At 62.5% G+C, this 16446-nt stretch carries 17 protein-coding genes; 9 read left to right on the top strand and 8 right to left on the bottom strand.

Going from position 1 to position 16446, the window contains the following annotated elements:
• Positions 1-22 precede the first annotated feature (22 nt).
• Together DBW_RS02180 and DBW_RS02175 are read right to left on the bottom strand one after the other, a co-directional pair.
• Entirely contained in the window at positions 23-1099 is a 1077-nt protein-coding gene (locus DBW_RS02180) for a sensor histidine kinase (RefSeq protein WP_066723601.1), read from the bottom strand.
• 7 nt (positions 1100-1106) lie between these two features.
• On the bottom strand, positions 1107-1850 hold the full coding sequence (locus tag DBW_RS02175) for a response regulator transcription factor (RefSeq protein WP_066723598.1): 744 nt from the start codon (positions 1848-1850) through the stop codon (positions 1107-1109).
• 167 nt (positions 1851-2017) lie between these two features.
• On the opposite strand from DBW_RS02175, the gene DBW_RS02170 reads away from it, so the two are divergent.
• Positions 2018-2800 carry an enoyl-CoA hydratase-related protein gene (locus tag DBW_RS02170; protein WP_066723595.1) on the top strand — a complete coding sequence of 261 codons (783 nt, stop codon included), beginning with the start codon at positions 2018-2020 and terminating at the stop codon, positions 2798-2800.
• Here DBW_RS02170 and DBW_RS02165 read toward each other — a convergent pair.
• The 5 genes from DBW_RS02165 to DBW_RS02145 form a co-directional block, all read right to left on the bottom strand.
• A complete protein-coding gene (locus DBW_RS02165) occupies positions 2797-3282 on the bottom strand; it encodes a ferritin family protein (protein ID WP_066723592.1) in 486 nt (161 codons plus the stop codon). The genes DBW_RS02170 and DBW_RS02165 overlap by 4 nt on opposite strands.
• Before the next feature lie 174 nt (positions 3283-3456).
• A complete protein-coding gene (locus DBW_RS02160) occupies positions 3457-3657 on the bottom strand; it encodes a cold-shock protein (RefSeq protein WP_066723589.1) in 201 nt (66 codons plus the stop codon).
• A 250-nt stretch (positions 3658-3907) separates the two neighbouring features.
• Positions 3908-4615 (bottom strand): response regulator, encoded by a 708-nt coding sequence (locus tag DBW_RS02155; protein ID WP_066723586.1) that lies wholly within the window; start codon positions 4613-4615, stop codon positions 3908-3910.
• Positions 4612-7725, bottom strand: a complete 3114-nt coding sequence (locus tag DBW_RS02150) for an efflux RND transporter permease subunit (protein ID WP_066723583.1) — start codon at positions 7723-7725, stop codon at positions 4612-4614. The genes DBW_RS02155 and DBW_RS02150 overlap by 4 nt, the downstream gene beginning before the upstream one ends.
• A gap of 84 nt (positions 7726-7809) precedes the next feature.
• The gene (locus DBW_RS02145) at positions 7810-8940 is read right to left on the bottom strand and encodes an efflux RND transporter periplasmic adaptor subunit (RefSeq protein WP_066723579.1); all 1131 of its coding nucleotides are present in this window, start codon (positions 8938-8940) and stop codon (positions 7810-7812) included.
• A gap of 282 nt (positions 8941-9222) precedes the next feature.
• On the opposite strand from DBW_RS02145, the gene DBW_RS02140 reads away from it, so the two are divergent.
• Both DBW_RS02140 and DBW_RS02135 read left to right on the top strand, forming a co-directional pair.
• Positions 9223-10416 carry a S1 RNA-binding domain-containing protein gene (locus DBW_RS02140; RefSeq protein ID WP_066723577.1) on the top strand — a complete coding sequence of 398 codons (1194 nt, stop codon included), beginning with the start codon at positions 9223-9225 and terminating at the stop codon, positions 10414-10416.
• Positions 10417-10481: 65 nt separating this feature from the next.
• Entirely contained in the window at positions 10482-11033 is a 552-nt protein-coding gene (locus tag DBW_RS02135; protein ID WP_066723574.1) for a YaeQ family protein, read from the top strand.
• Between the two features lie 112 nt (positions 11034-11145).
• Here DBW_RS02135 and DBW_RS02130 read toward each other — a convergent pair whose 3' ends face one another.
• Positions 11146-11796, bottom strand: coding sequence for a cyclase family protein (locus tag DBW_RS02130; protein ID WP_066723571.1), 651 nt, complete (start codon positions 11794-11796; stop codon positions 11146-11148).
• Positions 11797-11908: 112 nt separating this feature from the next.
• Between DBW_RS02130 and DBW_RS02125 the strand changes: the two genes are divergently transcribed.
• The 6 genes from DBW_RS02125 (at position 11909) to DBW_RS02100 (ending at position 16443) form a co-directional block, all read left to right on the top strand.
• On the top strand, positions 11909-12667 hold the full coding sequence (locus tag DBW_RS02125) for an RNA methyltransferase (protein WP_066723569.1): 759 nt from the start codon (positions 11909-11911) through the stop codon (positions 12665-12667).
• Positions 12668-12739: 72 nt separating this feature from the next.
• Positions 12740-12997 carry an AtpZ/AtpI family protein gene (locus tag DBW_RS02120; protein WP_066723567.1) on the top strand — a complete coding sequence of 86 codons (258 nt, stop codon included), beginning with the start codon at positions 12740-12742 and terminating at the stop codon, positions 12995-12997.
• Positions 12981-13346, top strand: a complete 366-nt coding sequence (locus DBW_RS02115; RefSeq protein ID WP_066723565.1) for an ATP synthase subunit I — start codon at positions 12981-12983, stop codon at positions 13344-13346. The genes DBW_RS02120 and DBW_RS02115 overlap by 17 nt, the downstream gene beginning before the upstream one ends.
• A gap of 17 nt (positions 13347-13363) precedes the next feature.
• Positions 13364-14038: a F0F1 ATP synthase subunit A gene (gene atpB, locus DBW_RS02110; RefSeq protein ID WP_066723562.1), complete on the top strand. Its 675-nt coding sequence runs from the start codon at positions 13364-13366 to the stop codon at positions 14036-14038.
• A gap of 92 nt (positions 14039-14130) precedes the next feature.
• A complete protein-coding gene (gene atpE, locus DBW_RS02105; protein WP_066723560.1) occupies positions 14131-14397 on the top strand; it encodes an ATP synthase F0 subunit C in 267 nt (88 codons plus the stop codon).
• Between the two features lie 276 nt (positions 14398-14673).
• Complete coding sequence (locus tag DBW_RS02100) at positions 14674-16443, top strand: cytochrome c3 family protein (protein ID WP_231875377.1); 1770 nt, start codon at positions 14674-14676, stop codon at positions 16441-16443.
• Positions 16444-16446 lie beyond the last annotated feature (3 nt).

Here is a 16446-nt window from a genome sequence, read left to right as displayed (position 1 = left end):
TGCGGGAGAATCGGCACTTCCATTAACGCCCGGTCGCAGCCGGCAGGACAAACCAGACGCAGGTTTGGCCTGCCGAGCTCTCGGCGCCCACGGTGCCACCGTGGGCCTCGATCAATTCCTTGACGATGGCGAGGCCGATACCGGCGCCACCGGCAGCGCGGGATCGGGACGGGTCGGCCCGATAAAACCGTTCGAAGATGAACGGGAGGTCAGCCGCCGGGATGCCGGAGCCGCTGTTGGCAACCGTCACCCGCACCCCGGCGGCGACCCGCTCGGCGCTGACTGCGACTTGGCCGTTGACCGGGGTGTATTTCCAGGCGTTCTCCAGCAGGTTGCGCAACGCCTGCAGCAGCTTGTCCCGGTCAGCCGCCACCCATTCGGTGCCGGGAGCGAAACGACTGGTCACGGTCAGACCACGCCCCTCGAAACGGGGGCGATCGAGGCGCAACAACTGGGTCACTGCGGCCGGCAGGTCGACCGGTTCACGCCGCAAATAAGCGCGGGCGGCATCGGCACGGGCGAGCTGGCCCAGATCGTCCACCAGGTGGACCAGGCGCAGGGTTTCCTGCTGCAGCATCACCAGGGTTTCCCGCTCCGGCGGCAGAATCCCGTCGGCCAGTCCTTCCAGATAGCCGCGCAGGTTGGTCAGTGGCGTCCGCAGTTCATGGGCGACATCGGCGACCATGGTCTTGCGCAGCGCCTCAAGGCGTTCCAGCGCGTCGGCCATCCGGTTGAAAGCGGCGGCGACCTCGGCGACCTCATCGCTACCAACGGCTGTCACCCGCGCGGCAAAATTGCCGGCGGCGACCTCGCGGGTGGCCGCGGTCATGGCCGCCAACGGTTGCAACACGCGCCGGGTCAGCAGAAAACTGAGGACGAAAGCGAGCAGCAAAGCAGCCAGGCTGGCCCAGATCAGGGTTTCATGAATGGCGGTGAGAAAGGCATGGTGGGTTTCGGTCGGAGAGACCATGTACTTGTCCATCAGGACCATGAAATAGCCGGCGGCCAAATGGTCGATCGCCAGCCAGACCACGGCGAGGATCACCAGGACGACCGGCAGGTTGATCAGCAGCAATTTCCAGAGCAGGCGCTGTTTCATCCCTGCCTCACGCCTGAGGCCCCGACTGGCCGTCAGACTTTTCACCCGCTACCTCTTCGCAGAGACGATAACCGAAACCGCGCACCGTCTCGATAAAACGTGGTGCGGCCGGATCATCACCGAGCTTCTGCCGCAGCTTGCCGATGTGGACGTCGATCACCCGGTCGATCACCGCTTCCCCGTGCTGGTGGATCCGCTCCAGCAGCTCCTCCCGGGAGAGGACGCGCCCCGCCGCCGCCAGCAGGGCGTGCAGCAGCCGGAACTCGACCGCGGTCAGCTCCACCGGCTGCCCCTGGAGACTGACCCGATGCTGCCCGGGATCGAGGACCAGGCCGCCCCGGGCGAGGACTTCCTCCTTCTGCACCGGTCGGGTTCCGGTGCGGCGCAGGATCGCCTTGACCCGCTCCACCAGTTCCCGCGGGCTGAAAGGCTTGACCACGTAGTCGTCGGCCCCGAGGGAGAGGCCGAGGACCCGGTCGATCTCCTCCTCCCGGGCGGTCAGGATCAGGATCGGCACCGAGGAGACCTTGCGCAGTTCGCGGCAGACCTCCCAGCCGTCGGCACCGGGGAGCATGATATCAAGAATCACGAAACCGACCGGCTGATCCCGGGCCAGCTTCAGGGCGGCGGCCCCGTCTCCCACCTGGCGGGTGGGAAACCCCTCCCGCTCCAGGTAGCGGACGACCAGGGCGGCGGTATTGGCATCGTCCTCGACGACCAGAATCGGTCCGGTGAGCTGGTCTGCGTACATCCAAAACACCTCCAGTGCTGGCAGGGTGTAAACCATTTGTTTCAAGTATACCGGTTCTGGCGCCGCCGGTGGCGCTGCGGGGCAGGGGGAGACTGTTGCAGGGTAAGCCTTGCCAGCGTTTCGGTAGCAGGCTAGGATGGGCCTCGGTCTGCCAACGGGAGAGAGCTATGGCATTGGTCAATTTGCTGGTGGAGTGTCGGGACGGCGTGGCGGAGGTGACTCTCAATCGCCCCGAGGTACGAAACGCCTTGAACGAAGCAACCCTGCGCGAACTGGGCGAGGTCTTCACCGCGCTGGCCGAGGACTCGGAGGTGCGCGCGGTAATTCTCACCGGGGCCGGTGATCGGGCCTTCGCTGCGGGTGGCGATATTGCGGCGGTGGTCGACTTTTCCCCGCTGCAGGCCCGTGACTTTGCGCGCCTGGCACAAGAGGTCCTCGACCGGGTGGAGCAATGCAGTAAACCGGTGATCGCCGCCATCAACGGCTTCGCGGTCGGGGGGGGCTGCGAGCTGGCTATGGCCTGCGACCTGCGGCTCGCGGCGGAGAACGCGCGTTTCGGCCAGCCGGAGATCAATCTCGGCATTCTCGCCGGCTGGGCCGGGACCCAGCGCCTGCCCAGGCTGGTCGGGAAAGGCCGGGCGCTGGAACTGCTGCTGACCGGGGAACTTATTGACGCCGAGGAAGCCTGGCGCATCGGTCTCGTCAACCGGGTAGTCCCGGCAGCAGAGTTGCTGGCGACCGCCCGGGAGCTGGCCCGGAACCTGGCGGCTAAAGCACCGGTAGCGGCACAGCTCACCAAGGCTGCCGTCCACAACGGCCTGGAGATGGACAGTTGCCGCGCCGCCGGCTACGAGGCGGACCTGTTTGCCCTCTGCTTCGCCACGCCAGAGCAGAAGGAAGGGATGCGAGCCTTTCTGGAGAAACGCCCACCGCGTTTTTCGGGGCGTTAAACCGCCGGGGTGCCGCCTGCTGATTTATTTCGGCGGTGCCACCAGGTCAAACACTCCCGCAGGGTGTTCAGGTGCTGCTGGTCCGAGCGGCCAAGGCCGTTAAAGAGGTCGGCCAGCTGCTGGTTGCTGAAGTGAACGGCATTGTCGAGATGAATCTTGATAAAATATTTTTCCAGATCCACGGCCAGTCGCAGGGCCTTTTCCTCCGAAACCTGCTGTTGCTCGACTTCGGTCAGGAAGCGCTGCGCCAGTTGCAGGGCTTCATCGACCTTCACCCAGGCGATCCGGTTAACCCCGAGCTTTTCCAGTTCCGGCACCTGCAGGGCCAGGTCAAGCTGCCGGGAATGTTCCCGCTCATCCGCCGCCAGTTGCTGGAAAGTGGCGCGCACCTCGGCGGCAAATCCCGGAACGCTGGCAAGGTGTTGATAGATACGGCCCGCCACCTCCTCGATCTGGCGACAGTCAGTCAACAACAGGTGCATTAAAAAACCTCCCTGAAAATCCGACGTTCCGCTTCTCCTCCCCTACCCCTTTACACCCCGGGCGCCTCGCTGTCAAAGGGGCGGTCGGCGCAACCACTCCTCCCCAGTGACGAAAATGGCCCCCGGCAGCTTGTTGCCGGGGGCCATTTTTACATCCGCGGTTATGCAGCCAGGCTAGACCTTCTGCACATTGCTCGCCTGGGGGCCCTTTTGCCCCTGCGAGACATCAAAGGTCACCCGATCGCCTTCGGCCAGGGACTTGAACCCATCCCCCTGAATGGCGGAGAAGTGTACAAAAACATCCGGGCCGTTGTCCTGCTCGATAAAACCAAACCCCTTCGCATCATTGAACCATTTCACTTTGCCTTCTGCCATTGCCTTACTCCTTTTGTCCTTCCCTTGCCGGGAGCCTGATTTGGTTGTGCGATCTCCCTGTTCCCGCAAAAATCCACATCTCCCGTCCAGGACCGATGCGGATTGGTTGCAGACCTGCAGAGTGGTGGCGACTGCAAGGATACACAACCATGCCTAAAGTTCCGCAAAGTATTTCAAATAAATTGTGAAAATCAAGGGGCTTGAAAAAATTTTCCTGCTGCCACCAGCCGGCCACGGTCGGGCCGGCTATTCAGGTGGTAAGCGAACGGATAAAACCATTGAGAACGCCGGCAACCGAGGCGGGGATGTCAATAAACTTGATGCCCAATCCGACCGGGTGGTTCGGCTTGAAGGGCTTTTCTTTGGTGTTGAGCCAGCCGACCTTGCCGCGGCACTTGATCCAGGGACCCTGCTCCCCGGGGCGGCAGAGCTGCAGTTCGAGCTGGACCACCGTCCCCGGGGGGAGGGTTTCGCCGCTCTCGACGAAGAGGCCACCGCTGCTGATGTCGAGCCCCTTGGCGGCAATGACCCGATCCGCGAGCGGGATGCGAACCCGGATCAGGCAGTGCCGGCGCGGCTCGCGTACCCCAGCCAGGAAACTGCGGCCGATCTCGAGAAAACGGGTACGGTCAAGGGGCTTGGTAAGGATCGCGTCGGAGCCGGCCGCCCGGCTACGGTCCTGATGCTCGGTGGCAAGTTCGTTACAGACCAGGACGATGGGGATGGTCTTCAACTCCGGGTCGGTCTTGAGGCGCCGACAGCACTCGTCCCCAGCCAGGTCCGGCAGGTCATAGGAGAGGTAAACCAGGTGCGGCCGCTCCTGGCGGCAGAGCGCCAGGGCCTGTTCGCCGCTGCGTGCCTCCACCAGCTCGACCGGTGCGTTGCGCAGAAACTGGCTCTCGATGGTCAGAAAAAACCGGGAATCATCGACCAGCAGAATCTTGGACTTTTCCGTCATACGCCATCCTGACCAGAGGATTGGTTGGGAACCGTCAACTCCGTGGCACCGGTGGCGGAATGATCCCGGGCCACCAGCATGTAAATGGAGGGGATAACGAAGAGCGTGAACAAGGTGCCGATGGCCATGCCGCCGACCAGCACCAGACCGATGGAGTTTCGCGCGGCGGCCCCCGCGCCGGTCACCAGGGTGAGGGGGAAATGGCCGGCGATCGTCGCCGCGGTGGTCATCAGGATCGGCCGCAGCCGGGTCATGGCGGCGCTCTGGATCGCCGCGAGCTTCTTCTCCCCCTGCACCTGCAGCGTATTGGCAAACTCGACGATGAGGATGCCGTTCTTGCTGACCAGGCCGACCAGGGTCACCAGGCCGACCTGGCTGTAGATATTGAGGGTGGTGGTCCAGCCCTGGGTCCAGAAGGGGACATTCGGGTCGGGCATCTTCAGGAAGGTGAAGATCAGGGCACCGAACATCGCCAGCGGTACCGACCCGGCGAGGATGACGAAAGGATCCCGGAAACTGTTGAACTGGGCCGCGAGGACCAGAAAGATGAGAATGATCGCCAGCCCGAAGGTCGGCAAAAATTGGTTGCCCTCGGTTCGCAGCTGGCGCGATTCGCCAGTGTAGTCGAGAACATAACCCTTGGGAAGGATTTTTGTCGCCTCATTCTCGAGGAAGCCGAGGGCCTCGTCGAGGGGGCGGACCGCGACGCCGCTGATTGTCACCGCGTTGAGCTGCTGGAACCGGTTCAGGGAACGGGGGACGACACTCTCGCGCAGGGTTGCCACCGTCGCAAGGGGGACCAGCTCCCCGCCGGGTCCGGTGATGTGAATGTCGCGCAGCTGCTCGGCCGTCAGGCGGTCGATGCGCTGTACCTGCGGGATCACCTTGTAACTGCGACCGGCGATATCAAAACGGTTGACGAAATTGCCGCCGACCATCGCCGAGACATCCGCCCCGACTTGGCCGAGATCGAGGCCGAGATCGGCCACCTTGTCGCGGTCAATGACAAACTCGGCCTGGGGCTGGTCGATCTTGACGTCGATCAGGGGCGGGAAGGCAAACAGCCCGCTCTGCGTCGCCTTCTGCTGCAACTGCCGGGCAAAGTCGAGAATCTGGTCCGCCTCGGCGGTCGAGGCGAGGATGAATTCGACCGGGAACTGGCCGCCGCCCGGGAGGGCCGGCGGCAGCACCGGGAACATCTGGATACCGGGGATGGCCGCAAGCTTCTGCTGCACCTCGGGGAGGATCTGGAAGATGGTGCGCTCCCGCGCGTCCCAGGGTTTCACCACCATGCCGCCGAAACCGCTGGTCGGAAAAGTGACCTGAAAGGTGAACTCGGTCTCCGGAGTGCTGACAAAGGCCTGGTTGGCGGCCGCAGCATAGAGGCTGGTCTGGTCCAGGGTCGAGTTGGCCGCCGCGTCGAGGATGCCGAAGATGACCCCCTGGTCCTCGGTCGGCGCCAGTTCCTTGGCCGACATGGTGAACATCGGTACCGTCAGGACGCAAATTGCCAGCCAGACCAGATAGACCAGCGGGCGGCGGCGCAGGGTCGCGGCGAGCCAGCGCCCATAACGGCTGCGGAAACGGCTGAAGTCGCGGTTGATCCTGCCGGCGAAGCCGCGCTCTGCGCTCCCCGGCTTGAGCAGCTTGGCCGACATCATCGGCGACAGGGTCAAAGCGATGATCCCGGAGATCGCCACCGCCCCGGCGAGAGTAAAGGCAAACTCGCGGAAGAGGGAACCGGTCAACCCGCCCTGCAGGCCGATGGGAGCGTAGACCGCCGCCAGGGTGATGGTCATGGCGATGATCGGGCCGACCAGTTCGCGGGCGCCGAGCAGGGCGGCATTGAAGGGCGCCTCGCCCAGGCCGATGTGACGCTCGACGTTCTCGACGACGACGATCGCATCATCGACGACAAGGCCGACGGAGAGGACGACGGCGAGCAGGGTCAGCAGGTTGATGGTGAATCCGAAAACCTGCATCAGGAAGACCGCGCCGATCAGCGATAGGGGAATCGCCACTACCGGGATGAAGACCGAGCGCAATGACCCGAGGAAGAGAAAGATGATAACGATGACAATCAGCAGGGTGTCGCCGAGAGTCTTGAGCACCTCGTGAATGGCGTTGTTGATATATTCGGTGGCGTCGTAGGCGACCCGTGCCTGCATCCCGGTCGGCAGATCCTTCTGCACCCCCTCCATCTCGGCCCGCACCCGGCTGATGACATCGATGGAGTTGGCGTTGGGGAGAGGCCAGATCCCGATGAAGACCGCGGTCTGGCCGGTAAAGCGGACCTCGGCGTTGTAATCTTCGGCGCCGAGGGCGATGTCGGCGATATCCCCGAGGCGGACGATGGCCCCGTCGACTTCCCGAACCACCAAGCGCTTGAACTCGGGGACCGAGGTCAGGTTGGTGTCGGCACTGAGGTTGACCTGGATCAGCGCCCCCTTGGTCTGGCCGAGCGCCGCCAGGTAGTTGTTGGCGGCCAGGGCCTGACGCACCTGTACCGGGGTGATGTTGTGCGCCGCCATCGCGGCCGGCTTGAGCCAGATGCGCATGGCGAAGGTTCTGGCGCCGAGAATGTCGGCGCGCTGAACCCCCTGCAGGGCCGACAGCCGCGGCTGAACATTGCGCACCAGGTAGTCGGTGATCTCGTTCTGCTGCAGCAGGTCGGAGTGGAAGCTGAGGTAGGCCGAGGCGAACTGGCTGTCGGCCGATTCGATATTGATGACCGGAACCTCGGCCTCGGGCGGGAGATCGGCGCGCACCTGGTCGACCTTGGAACTGATCTCGGCGAGGGCCTTGGTGGCGTCGTAGTTGAGCTTGAGCCGGGCGGTGATGGTGGACAGTCCGAGCTGGCTCTGCGACTGCAGGTAATCGATGCCGTCAGCGGCGGCGATCGCCCGTTCCAGCGGCGTGGTGATAAAACCGCGCACCAGCTCGGCACTGGCACCGACGTAGACCGTGGTCACCGTCACCGAGGCATTTTCACTGCGCGGATACTGGCGCACGTTGAGGGTCCGCATCGCCTGGAGACCGGCGATGACGATGACCAGGCTGATCACCAGGGCGAGGACCGGACGGCGAATGAAGAGATCGGTGAATTTCATAGGCTTTTAAGTGCCGGGCAACGGAAACAACCAGGCGGGTACGGACGCCACACGGGATTCCTCCCTCGCAGTCGGGGCCTGATTTTAATCATTCTGGGGTCGCGGGGCCAGTTTGAACTCGGGCTGGAGACTGTTGTCCACCACCACGCTCTGGCCGTTGCGCAGCTTGAAGACACCGGTACTGACAACCACTTCGCCCTCCTTCAGGCCTTCGGTGACAGCGACAAAATCGCCGCGTTTCTCCCCGAGATGGACGAATTGCTGGCGCAGGCTCTGGCTCCCCGGTTTCGCCTCCTCCTGCTGCGACGCTTCCACGACGAAGACCGAATCACCATAAGGGGCATAGAGGACTGCCGTCGCCGGGATAACCTGCACCGGAGTCTGTTCGGGCAAAACCACCTCGACATTGACATACATGCCCGGGCGCAGCTTCTCCTCGGCATTTTTCAAGGTCGCCTGGAGCCGGACATTGCGGGTGGCCGGATCGACTTCCGGGCTGATCGCGGTAATTTCCCCGGTCAGGGTCTTCCCGGGCATGGCATCGCTGGTCACTTGTACCGGGAACCGGAGCCCGACTTCAGCGAGCTGTTGCTGGGGGAGGGAAAAGTCGACGAAAATCGGATCGAGGACCTGCAGGGAAACGATACCATCCCCTTCGCGCAGGATCTGCCCGAGATTGACCAGGCGAATCCCGAGCCGCCCGGAGAAGGGCGCCCGGACACTCTTCTTGGCCATCACGGCGCGCAGGTTGTCAACCGCGGCCTGGGCCTTGCGTTCAGCCGCCGCGGCGGCGTCGAGCTCGGCCTGGGAGATAAAGCGCTCCTGCAGCAGCATCCGGGAGCGCTCCAGATTGGCCCGGGCCAGGGTCAGTTCCGCCTCCGCTCCCGGCAACTGGGCCTGTTCGGTGGAGATGTCCTGCTGTAGCAGCAGCGTCCCCTTTTCTACCCTGGAACCGGGGGTAAAGGGGATCGCGGTCACCTTCCCGGGCTGTTCCGCGGCAACCAGCACCCCCTGAACCGCGCTCAGCGAGCCGACGGCGCTCAGTCCCTGCGGCCAGGAGTCCCTGGTCACCGCGGCGGTGGTCACGATCGCCGGGGGCGGCACAAAGGCGGCCCCCTGGGCCATCAGCTTGCGAATCTGTAGAAACTTGACCCCGGCCAGGATCCCAGCCAGCAGCAACAGCCCGAAGATCGTCAGAAGAATCCCTTTTTTCATAAGCGGTAGATCCACCATCCTGGGGTTTGAGCGTGGCCACTCTCCCGGTGGGGAGAATTTTCGAATTGCTGACAGTTTACCTCTTAATTTCGGTCTGCGTCACCAGTTGGTAACGATACCATGCATTTTTCTGCTGTAAAAGCCCTTGCCGCCCTCCCCCCAAACCCGCTATGCTGGACGCGCAGCGGCAAACGGTCGCAATATCAGCCCCGGCCGGCGCCACCTATCCTTTCCTGCTGCCGCAGCTGGCAGCAGGCCAACCCCTCAGCCTCCGGTGACCCCATGAACGACGAACACGATCCCGACGCTCAGCACGACCCTGAAGAGGATTTTGCCGCCCTCCTCGAAACCAGCCTCGGCCGGACCACTCCCTTGCAACCGGGTCAGAAGATCGCGGCGACATTGCTGCAGATTGGTGCCGAGTGGGCCTTTCTCGATGTTGGGCAAAAGGGGGAAGGGGTGCTTGATGTCCGGGAGCTGCTCGGCCCTGACGGGGAATTGAGCCGGGAGCCGGGAGATAAGCTGGAGGTCTACTTCATCTCGCGCCAGGGGGGCGAGCTGCGCTTCACCACCCGCATCGGCGGCGGCAATTCGGGAACCGCCGAGCTGGAGGAGGCCTGGCGCAGCGGCATCCCGGTCGAGGGGAGAATCGAAAAAGAGGTCAAGGGGGGATATGAGATCCGGCTCCCCGGGAACGTCCGCGCCTTCTGCCCATTTTCCCAGCTCGGCTTGCACCGGGAGGGGGGAGCCGAGGATATCATCGGCGCGACCCGCGCCTTCAAGATCAGCCGTTTTTCCGAGCAGGGGCGCAATATTGTCGTCTCCCGCCGGGAACTGCTCGAAGAGGAACGGCAGCGGCAGCGGGAAGCGTTGCAGCAGACTCTCAAGGAAGGCGATGTTGTCACCGGCAAAATCACCTCGCTGCGCGACTTCGGCGCCTTTGTCGATATCGGCGGCATCGAAGGGCTGCTTCCTGTTTCCGAGGTCGCCTATGGCCGCGTCGATGACCTGCAGAGTCTGCTGCAGGTCGGCCAGCAACTGCAACTGGCGGTAAAGTCCCTCGACTGGGAGCGCAACCGCTTTTCCTTCAGCCTGCGCGACCTGCTGGCCGATCCCTGGAGCCAGCTCGGTAGCCGCTATCGCGAGGGGCAGACCCTGACCGGGACGGTCGCGCGCCTTGTCCCTTTCGGCGCCTTTGTCACCCTGGAGGAAGGTGTTGACGGCCTCATCCACATCTCGCGCCTCGGCCAGGGGCGGCAGCTCAAGCATGCCGGGGAGGTGTTGCAGCCCGGGCAGCAGCTGGCGGTCACCATCGAAAAGATCGACCTGGACCAGCGCCGCATTTCCCTGCTGCCGGCCGCGGAGGAGACGGCGGCTGATACCCCGAACTCCTACAGTGACCGCCCGGCCGGCGGCGGCATGGGTACCTTTGCCGACCTGTTAAAGGGGAATGGCAGCGCCAGGAAAAAACCTTGATTCCCGGATAACTCCTTGCGGGTCTGACCTCCTTGTTACTCCGGTCCTGATCGAAAAGAGACCCCATGGCCCTCCCCCCGACCATTTACCGTGCCACCCTGCAGCTCGCCGATATCGACCGCGGCTGTTACGAACAGCTCAGCGTGACCCTCGCGCGGCATCCGTCGGAGACCGCCGAACGGCTGGTGGCGCGCCTGTTGGCCTATGCGCTCTGTTACGAAGAGGGGCTCGCATTCAGCCGCGGGATTTCCGCCGGAGATGAACCCGACCTCTGGCGCAAGGGACCGGATGGCCGGGTCGCGACCTGGATCGAGGTCGGGCTCCCCGACGCCGAGCGACTGACCAAGGCGAGCCGCCACGCCGGCCGGGTTATCCTGCTCGCCTGCGGCAAGGGGCTGCCACGCTGGACCGAACAGCACCTCCCCCGCCTCTCCGCCCTGGGCAACCTCCAGGTTTTCACCCTCGAACCGTCCTTCCTGCAGGCGCTCGGGACGCACCTGGAACGGGGCATCGTCTGGGAAATCACCATCACGGCGGGCACCATCTACCTCGACTGCGGCGGGGTAAGCCTGGAGAGCCCCATTACCGCGCTCATCGGCGCCATGGCCGCGGACTGACTTCCCGCCCGGCCGCTTCATGGCGCCCGCCGGCGCAACAGCACCCGGGCCGGGGCGGCCTCGGCACCCAGCACCGGCAGCGGCAGACAGAGCAGGTCATAGGCGCCCGGAGTCACGGCTGCCAAAATGAATCTCCCCGCAGCAAGCTACGGGGTATCAAAAGTTTAGATTGATCGCTTTCATCGAAGCAAGCTTCGGGGAATTCGACCCACCTGAGATTCAAGCCTTCGATGATCCAGACCCCCGCCTCCAGCAGGCGTTTGTGGACCGCCGCCTGATCGCACGACAAGCCGGCGACGGAGAGATAATCGATGCCCAGGGTCTGCAGGCCCTGCCCGGCGAGCCAGGCCGCCGCGGCTTCGGTCAGGCCGAGGTAGTCGCGGCAGAACCGCCCCCGGCGATAGAGCTCGGAATTGCCGGTGCGCAACAGCACCCGCTCCCCGGCGGCGAACTTCAGACCGGAAAGATCGTCCCGGTCAACTACCCCGGTCGTCGCCACGGCGATGACCCGCGCCGGCCCGATCATCGCCGCTACCGGCATCTGGTCGATGGTAGCCCCACCGGCAAGGTAATGGCTCGGCGCATCGACATGGGTACCACTGTGGAGACCGGCCGCCAGCCGGGAGAGATTCGCCGGGTCACCACTGGCCAACTCTCCAAGCCGGGTCAGCTCGACCGGCGGGTCGCCGGGCCAGAGAACCATCCCCGGGGTGATCGGCACGGTAACGTCGAGCCATCCTGCGGCGTCTGCTGTTTCCATCATCTAGTCCTCCCTGCCCGCAGGCTGGTCCCGGGCTGATATTAAAGGGTCTTCTTCTCTGGCTGCCACGGCGCCTTGCGGTGCGCGGCATTTTCCCTGGGAATTTCCTGTCACAATGAATGCAGAGACTGCTCCTGTTGTCATCATCCTCGTCGAACCGCGCACTCCCGGCAATGTCGGCATGGTCGCCCGGGCGATGGCGAATTTTGGTTATGACGAATTACGCCTGGTAAATCCCTGCAATCATCTGGCCGATGAGGCGCGGCGCCTGGCCGTCGACGCGGCCGGCCTGCTCGAAAAGGCCCGCCTCTTCCCCGACCTGCAGTCCGCCCTGGCTGACTGCCAGCGTGCGGTCGCCGCGACCCGCCGGATCGGGAAACGGCGCGGCAGGAGCCTCGACGTGGCCGAGGTCGCCGACGAAACTCTCCAGCGTGACCCGGTGGAGCGCCTGGCCCTGGTCTTCGGGCGCGAGGATTCAGGACTGAGCAGTCCCGAGGTTGCGCTCTGCAGCCATACCGCCGCCATTGCGACGCCCGGCTCCCTCGGCTCCCTCAATCTGGCCCAGGCGGTCCTGATCTTCCTCTACGAACTCTCCCGCTCTGGCGCCCGTAGCGGAACCGCCGGGGAGGTCCCGGCCCAGGCCGAGCTCGAGCCGCTGTTCCAACAGCTGGCCGGGGTGCTCGACCGCATCGCCTTTCTTAACCGGCACCGCCCCGAGCATGTCCTGATGCCGCTGCGGCGGATTCTCACCCGCGGCATCGAAACCCGCCATGACCTCGCCTTGCTGCGGGCGCTCTGGGGACGTCTCGAGGAGAGCATCCATGACTGGCGGGGACGACGCCGCGGGGACGAAACCGGGGGAAAAACAAATTGACAACCCCCCCTGCCTATGCTATCTAAAACGGGTTTTGCGCCCCCTCTCCCGGTATGCTGTATACAATTACACATGGCTGAAGACAAGCACCAACTCTTCAAGGCGCTGGGTTTCCTCTCCAGCGTCGGCATTTCGATGGTGGCTTCGACCTTCATCGGCCTGGCGATGGGGTATTACCTTGACAAGTGGCTCGACACTGCACCCTGGATGACGCTGATCTTTCTCGGCTTCGGGATCATCTCCGGGTTTCGCAATATCTACATTCTGACTGACCGCGAGCTCAAACGGCAGCAGAGGGATAACCAGGAGAACGGTGACAAACCAGGATGACCAGCTGCTGCAGACCCTGGCCCGGCGCAACTGGGCGATTCTCGGCATCCTTGTCCTGCTCAGCCTGGCCTGGCGCTCGCGCGCGGTAAGTTTCGGAGTATTATCGGGCGGCCTGGTCGCCATCGTCGCCTACCACTGGCTGCAGTTCGCGCTGGTGCGGATTCTGGCGGAACCCGGGATGCAGCCGGCCAAACGATTTCGGGCCGGCTATGTCGTTCGACTGGCGGCTCTGGCCACGGTTCTGTTTCTGCTGGTTGGTATCATCAAGGTTCACCCCGTCGCCCTGATGGTAGGCTTATCGGTAGTCGTCTTCAATCTGCTTTGGACCACGCTTCGGCGATCGCTTTGAACGAGGAGTAAACCGTCATGACCCACCCATTTCTGTTCCTGAAGTGGCTCGAAGAGCAGCTTCACCTTCACCTCGGCGAGCACGTGACCTACACGTGGTTCGTTATGCTGGTACTGATCCTCGTCGCCTTTCTGGCTACCCGCGTCGTCAAGTTGGCGCCCTCCGGGCTGCAGAACTTCATGGAGTCGATCCTCACCGGCCTGATCAACCTAATCGAGGAGACGATGGGACCCAAGGGAATGGCATACTTTCCCCTCTTGGCCACCTTCGCCCTCTTTATCCTGGTGTCCAATCTGATCGCCCTGATCCCCGGCTTCTACCCGCCGACGGCCAACCTCAACACCAATGCCGCCCTCGCTCTCACCGTCTTCGTCATGACTCATGTCGTCGGCTTCAAGGAGCACGGCCTCTCCTATCTCAAGCACTTCATGGGGCCAATCCTGGCCCTCGCCCCACTGATCTTCATCATCGAGATCATCGGTCACCTGGCGCGCCCCCTCTCCCTGTCGTTGCGTCTTTTCGGCAACATGTACGGCCACGAGATCGTCCTGATGATCTTCATTGCGCTGGTCCCCTTCCTGCTGCCGGTGCCGATGATGCTGATGGGCGTGCTGGTCGCCTTCATTCAGACCTTTGTCTTCACCCTGCTGGCGATGATCTACATCGCCGGCGCGCTGGAAGAGGCGCATTGACATATCGATTCTTTTTCGGTTCGCAAGGGCGAATCGTCAGGTCCTATACTGTATAGGAACAACCATCACGGTCACAGAAAAGGAGTAGAACAATGGAATTTTTCGCATGGGCTATGGTAGCTGCCGGTATCGGCATGGGTCTCGGTTCTCTCGGTACCGGTATCGGTCAGGGTCTGGCCATTCAGAAAGCCGTTGAAGGCGTTGCCCGCAATCCCGGCGCCAGCGGCAAGATCCTCACCACCATGATGATCGGTCTGGCCATGATCGAGTCCCTCGCCATCTACGTTTTCGTCGTGGCGATGATCATCCTCTTCGCCAACCCCTTCACCGAAAAAGTGGTCGAGCTGCTCGCCAAGTAAGCTGCTCACCAACCAGTTTCAGGGCACGCAAGGCGCATCCGTTTCGGATGCGCCTTTTTTTATCTTCCCGTTCCATGGCGGACCCCTGAAATCTGCGGGCCCGGCAAAATTGAAACCTGGATTAATTTATTATTGCTAATTCGGCAAAGTTAATGCTATAAGTTCCAAGATTTTTAATTCAGGGAGGAGTTCATCATGTTACAGAATTCTGTTCGTGCCTTTCTAGTCCTTGTCATGTTGGCCTTTTTCAGCAGCCCTGTGCTGGCGGAAAAGGGAATGGCCATTGACCCGGCGACCTGCCTCGGCTGCCACGAGGACGTCGTGACGCCGGAAAATTTTGCCAATTCGGTCCACGGGAAAAACGCCTGTACCAGTTGTCACGTCGAAGTCACCGACCTGGCCAAACACGAGGATGGCGAGTTGATGCCGGGACCGGTCAACTGCGTCCGCTGTCACAAGAAAGAGACCGCTGAGCATTATGCCAGCGTTCACATGATGAATGATGTCGGCTGCGCCGATTGTCACACCGATATTCACATGCACACCTACTGGAAGGGGGACAAGCGCAAGGTCGTCGCCAAGTGTCTCCAGTGCCACGACGGCGAAATGGTTTACCAGAAATCGGTGCACGGTGAAGCCTTGGCGGCCGGCAACCAGGATTCAGCGGCCTGCAATGACTGCCATGGTCTCCACGAGATCAAACCCCTGGGGGACCCGACCTCCCACGATAACCGCCTCTTCCACACCGAGGTCTGCCTCAAGTGCCACGCCGACCAGGAGATGATGGAGCGCAACGGCGTCTTCCAGGTCGCCGTCAAAACCTACATGGAGAGCTACCACGGCAAGAACTACCGCCTCGGCTTCCCCGAGAAGGTGGCCGGCTGCGCCGATTGCCACACCTCCCATAATGTCCTTCCGGCCGCGAACCCCGATTCGAGTGTCAACCCGGGCAACCTGGTCAAAACCTGTTCCAAGTGCCATCCCAATTCGACCCCGCTCTTTGCCAAGTACTATTCCCACGGCGACTACAGTGACGCCGAGAAATTCCCGATCCTTTACTGGACCTTCAAGGGGATGGTCGGCCTCCTGGTCGGCACCTTTGCCGTCTTCTGGGTCCACACCCTGCTCTGGATGTTCCGCGGCTTCGTTGAGAACCGTGAAAAGCAACGGCTCCTGCACCAGGGGCATGCCCATCACATCGAGGATGGCGGCAAGCAGTACCTCCGTTTCCAGAAACGCCATATCATCCTCCACCTGACCGTCATCATCAGCTTCCTCGGGCTTTCCCTGACCGGACTCCCCCTGAAGTTCAGTGATCAGCACTGGGCCAAGGTTCTGATGTCCTTCTACGGCGGCACCTACTATGCCGGCTTGTTGCATCGCGGTTGCGCCATCTTGACCTTCTACTACTTCTTTGGCGCCATGATGCTCAGCGTCGACTTCCTCTTCTTCCGCAAGGACATCAAGGGGAACTTCCTGCAGCGCCTGTTCGGCCCCGATTCCCTTTGTCCCAACTTCCGCGACATCCGGGACGTCTCCGCAATGATCAAATGGTTCCTCTTCCGGGGTGAAAAACCGACCTTCGAGCGCTGGACCTACTGGGAAAAATTCGACTTCCTTGCCGTCTTCTGGGGTATGTTCGCCATCGGCGGCTCCGGCCTGCTGCTCTGGTTCCCTGAGCTATTCGGCGCATTTCTGCCGGGCTGGATGTTCAACGTGGCAACCATCGTTCACAGTGATGAAGCCCTGCTCGCTACCGGCTTTATCTTCACCGTCCACTTTTTCAATACCCACGGGCGGCCGGAGAAATTCCCCATGGATTTTGTCATCTTCAATGGGCAGATCTCCAAGGAGGAATTTATCGAGGAACGCGGTGCCCAGTGGCAACGCTACCAGGACGAGGGCGTTATTGAAAACCACGTCGCCCCCAAGACCAGTGGCGTAATCTACGACTTCTTCTTCAAGGGATTTGGGTTTATTGCCCTCTTTACCGGCATCGCCTGCCTGCTGATGATGGTGGTCGCCTTTATGAGCGGTAGTCACTAGCCC

It is taken from the genome of Desulfuromonas sp. DDH964 (assembly GCF_001611275.1).
Lineage (GTDB): Bacteria > Desulfobacterota > Desulfuromonadia > Desulfuromonadales > DDH964 > DDH964.
Note: the sequence above shows the minus strand (reverse complement) of the source record. Positions and strands in the feature narration are given on the sequence as shown.

Bases quoted from the DNA above. Each gene is read 5' to 3' on its own strand.
- DBW_RS02180 (WP_066723601.1), bottom strand. From the start codon at position 1,099: ATGAAACAGCGCCTGCTCTGGAAATTGCTGCTGATCAACCTGCCGGTC.
- DBW_RS02175 (WP_066723598.1), bottom strand. From the start codon at position 1,850: ATGTACGCAGACCAGCTCACCGGACCGATTCTGGTCGTCGAGGACGAT.
- DBW_RS02170 (WP_066723595.1), top strand. From the start codon at position 2,018: ATGGCATTGGTCAATTTGCTGGTGGAGTGTCGGGACGGCGTGGCGGAG.
- DBW_RS02165 (WP_066723592.1), bottom strand. From the start codon at position 3,282: ATGCACCTGTTGTTGACTGACTGTCGCCAGATCGAGGAGGTGGCGGGC.
- DBW_RS02160 (WP_066723589.1), bottom strand. From the start codon at position 3,657: ATGGCAGAAGGCAAAGTGAAATGGTTCAATGATGCGAAGGGGTTTGGT.
- DBW_RS02155 (WP_066723586.1), bottom strand. From the start codon at position 4,615: ATGACGGAAAAGTCCAAGATTCTGCTGGTCGATGATTCCCGGTTTTTT.
- DBW_RS02150 (WP_066723583.1), bottom strand. From the start codon at position 7,725: ATGAAATTCACCGATCTCTTCATTCGCCGTCCGGTCCTCGCCCTGGTG.
- DBW_RS02145 (WP_066723579.1), bottom strand. From the start codon at position 8,940: ATGAAAAAAGGGATTCTTCTGACGATCTTCGGGCTGTTGCTGCTGGCT.
- DBW_RS02140 (WP_066723577.1), top strand. From the start codon at position 9,223: ATGAACGACGAACACGATCCCGACGCTCAGCACGACCCTGAAGAGGAT.
- DBW_RS02135 (WP_066723574.1), top strand. From the start codon at position 10,482: ATGGCCCTCCCCCCGACCATTTACCGTGCCACCCTGCAGCTCGCCGAT.
- DBW_RS02130 (WP_066723571.1), bottom strand. From the start codon at position 11,796: ATGATGGAAACAGCAGACGCCGCAGGATGGCTCGACGTTACCGTGCCG.
- DBW_RS02125 (WP_066723569.1), top strand. From the start codon at position 11,909: ATGAATGCAGAGACTGCTCCTGTTGTCATCATCCTCGTCGAACCGCGC.
- DBW_RS02120 (WP_066723567.1), top strand. From the start codon at position 12,740: ATGGCTGAAGACAAGCACCAACTCTTCAAGGCGCTGGGTTTCCTCTCC.
- atpB (WP_066723562.1), top strand. From the start codon at position 13,364: ATGACCCACCCATTTCTGTTCCTGAAGTGGCTCGAAGAGCAGCTTCAC.
- atpE (WP_066723560.1), top strand. From the start codon at position 14,131: ATGGAATTTTTCGCATGGGCTATGGTAGCTGCCGGTATCGGCATGGGT.
- DBW_RS02100 (WP_231875377.1), top strand. From the start codon at position 14,674: ATGGCCATTGACCCGGCGACCTGCCTCGGCTGCCACGAGGACGTCGTG.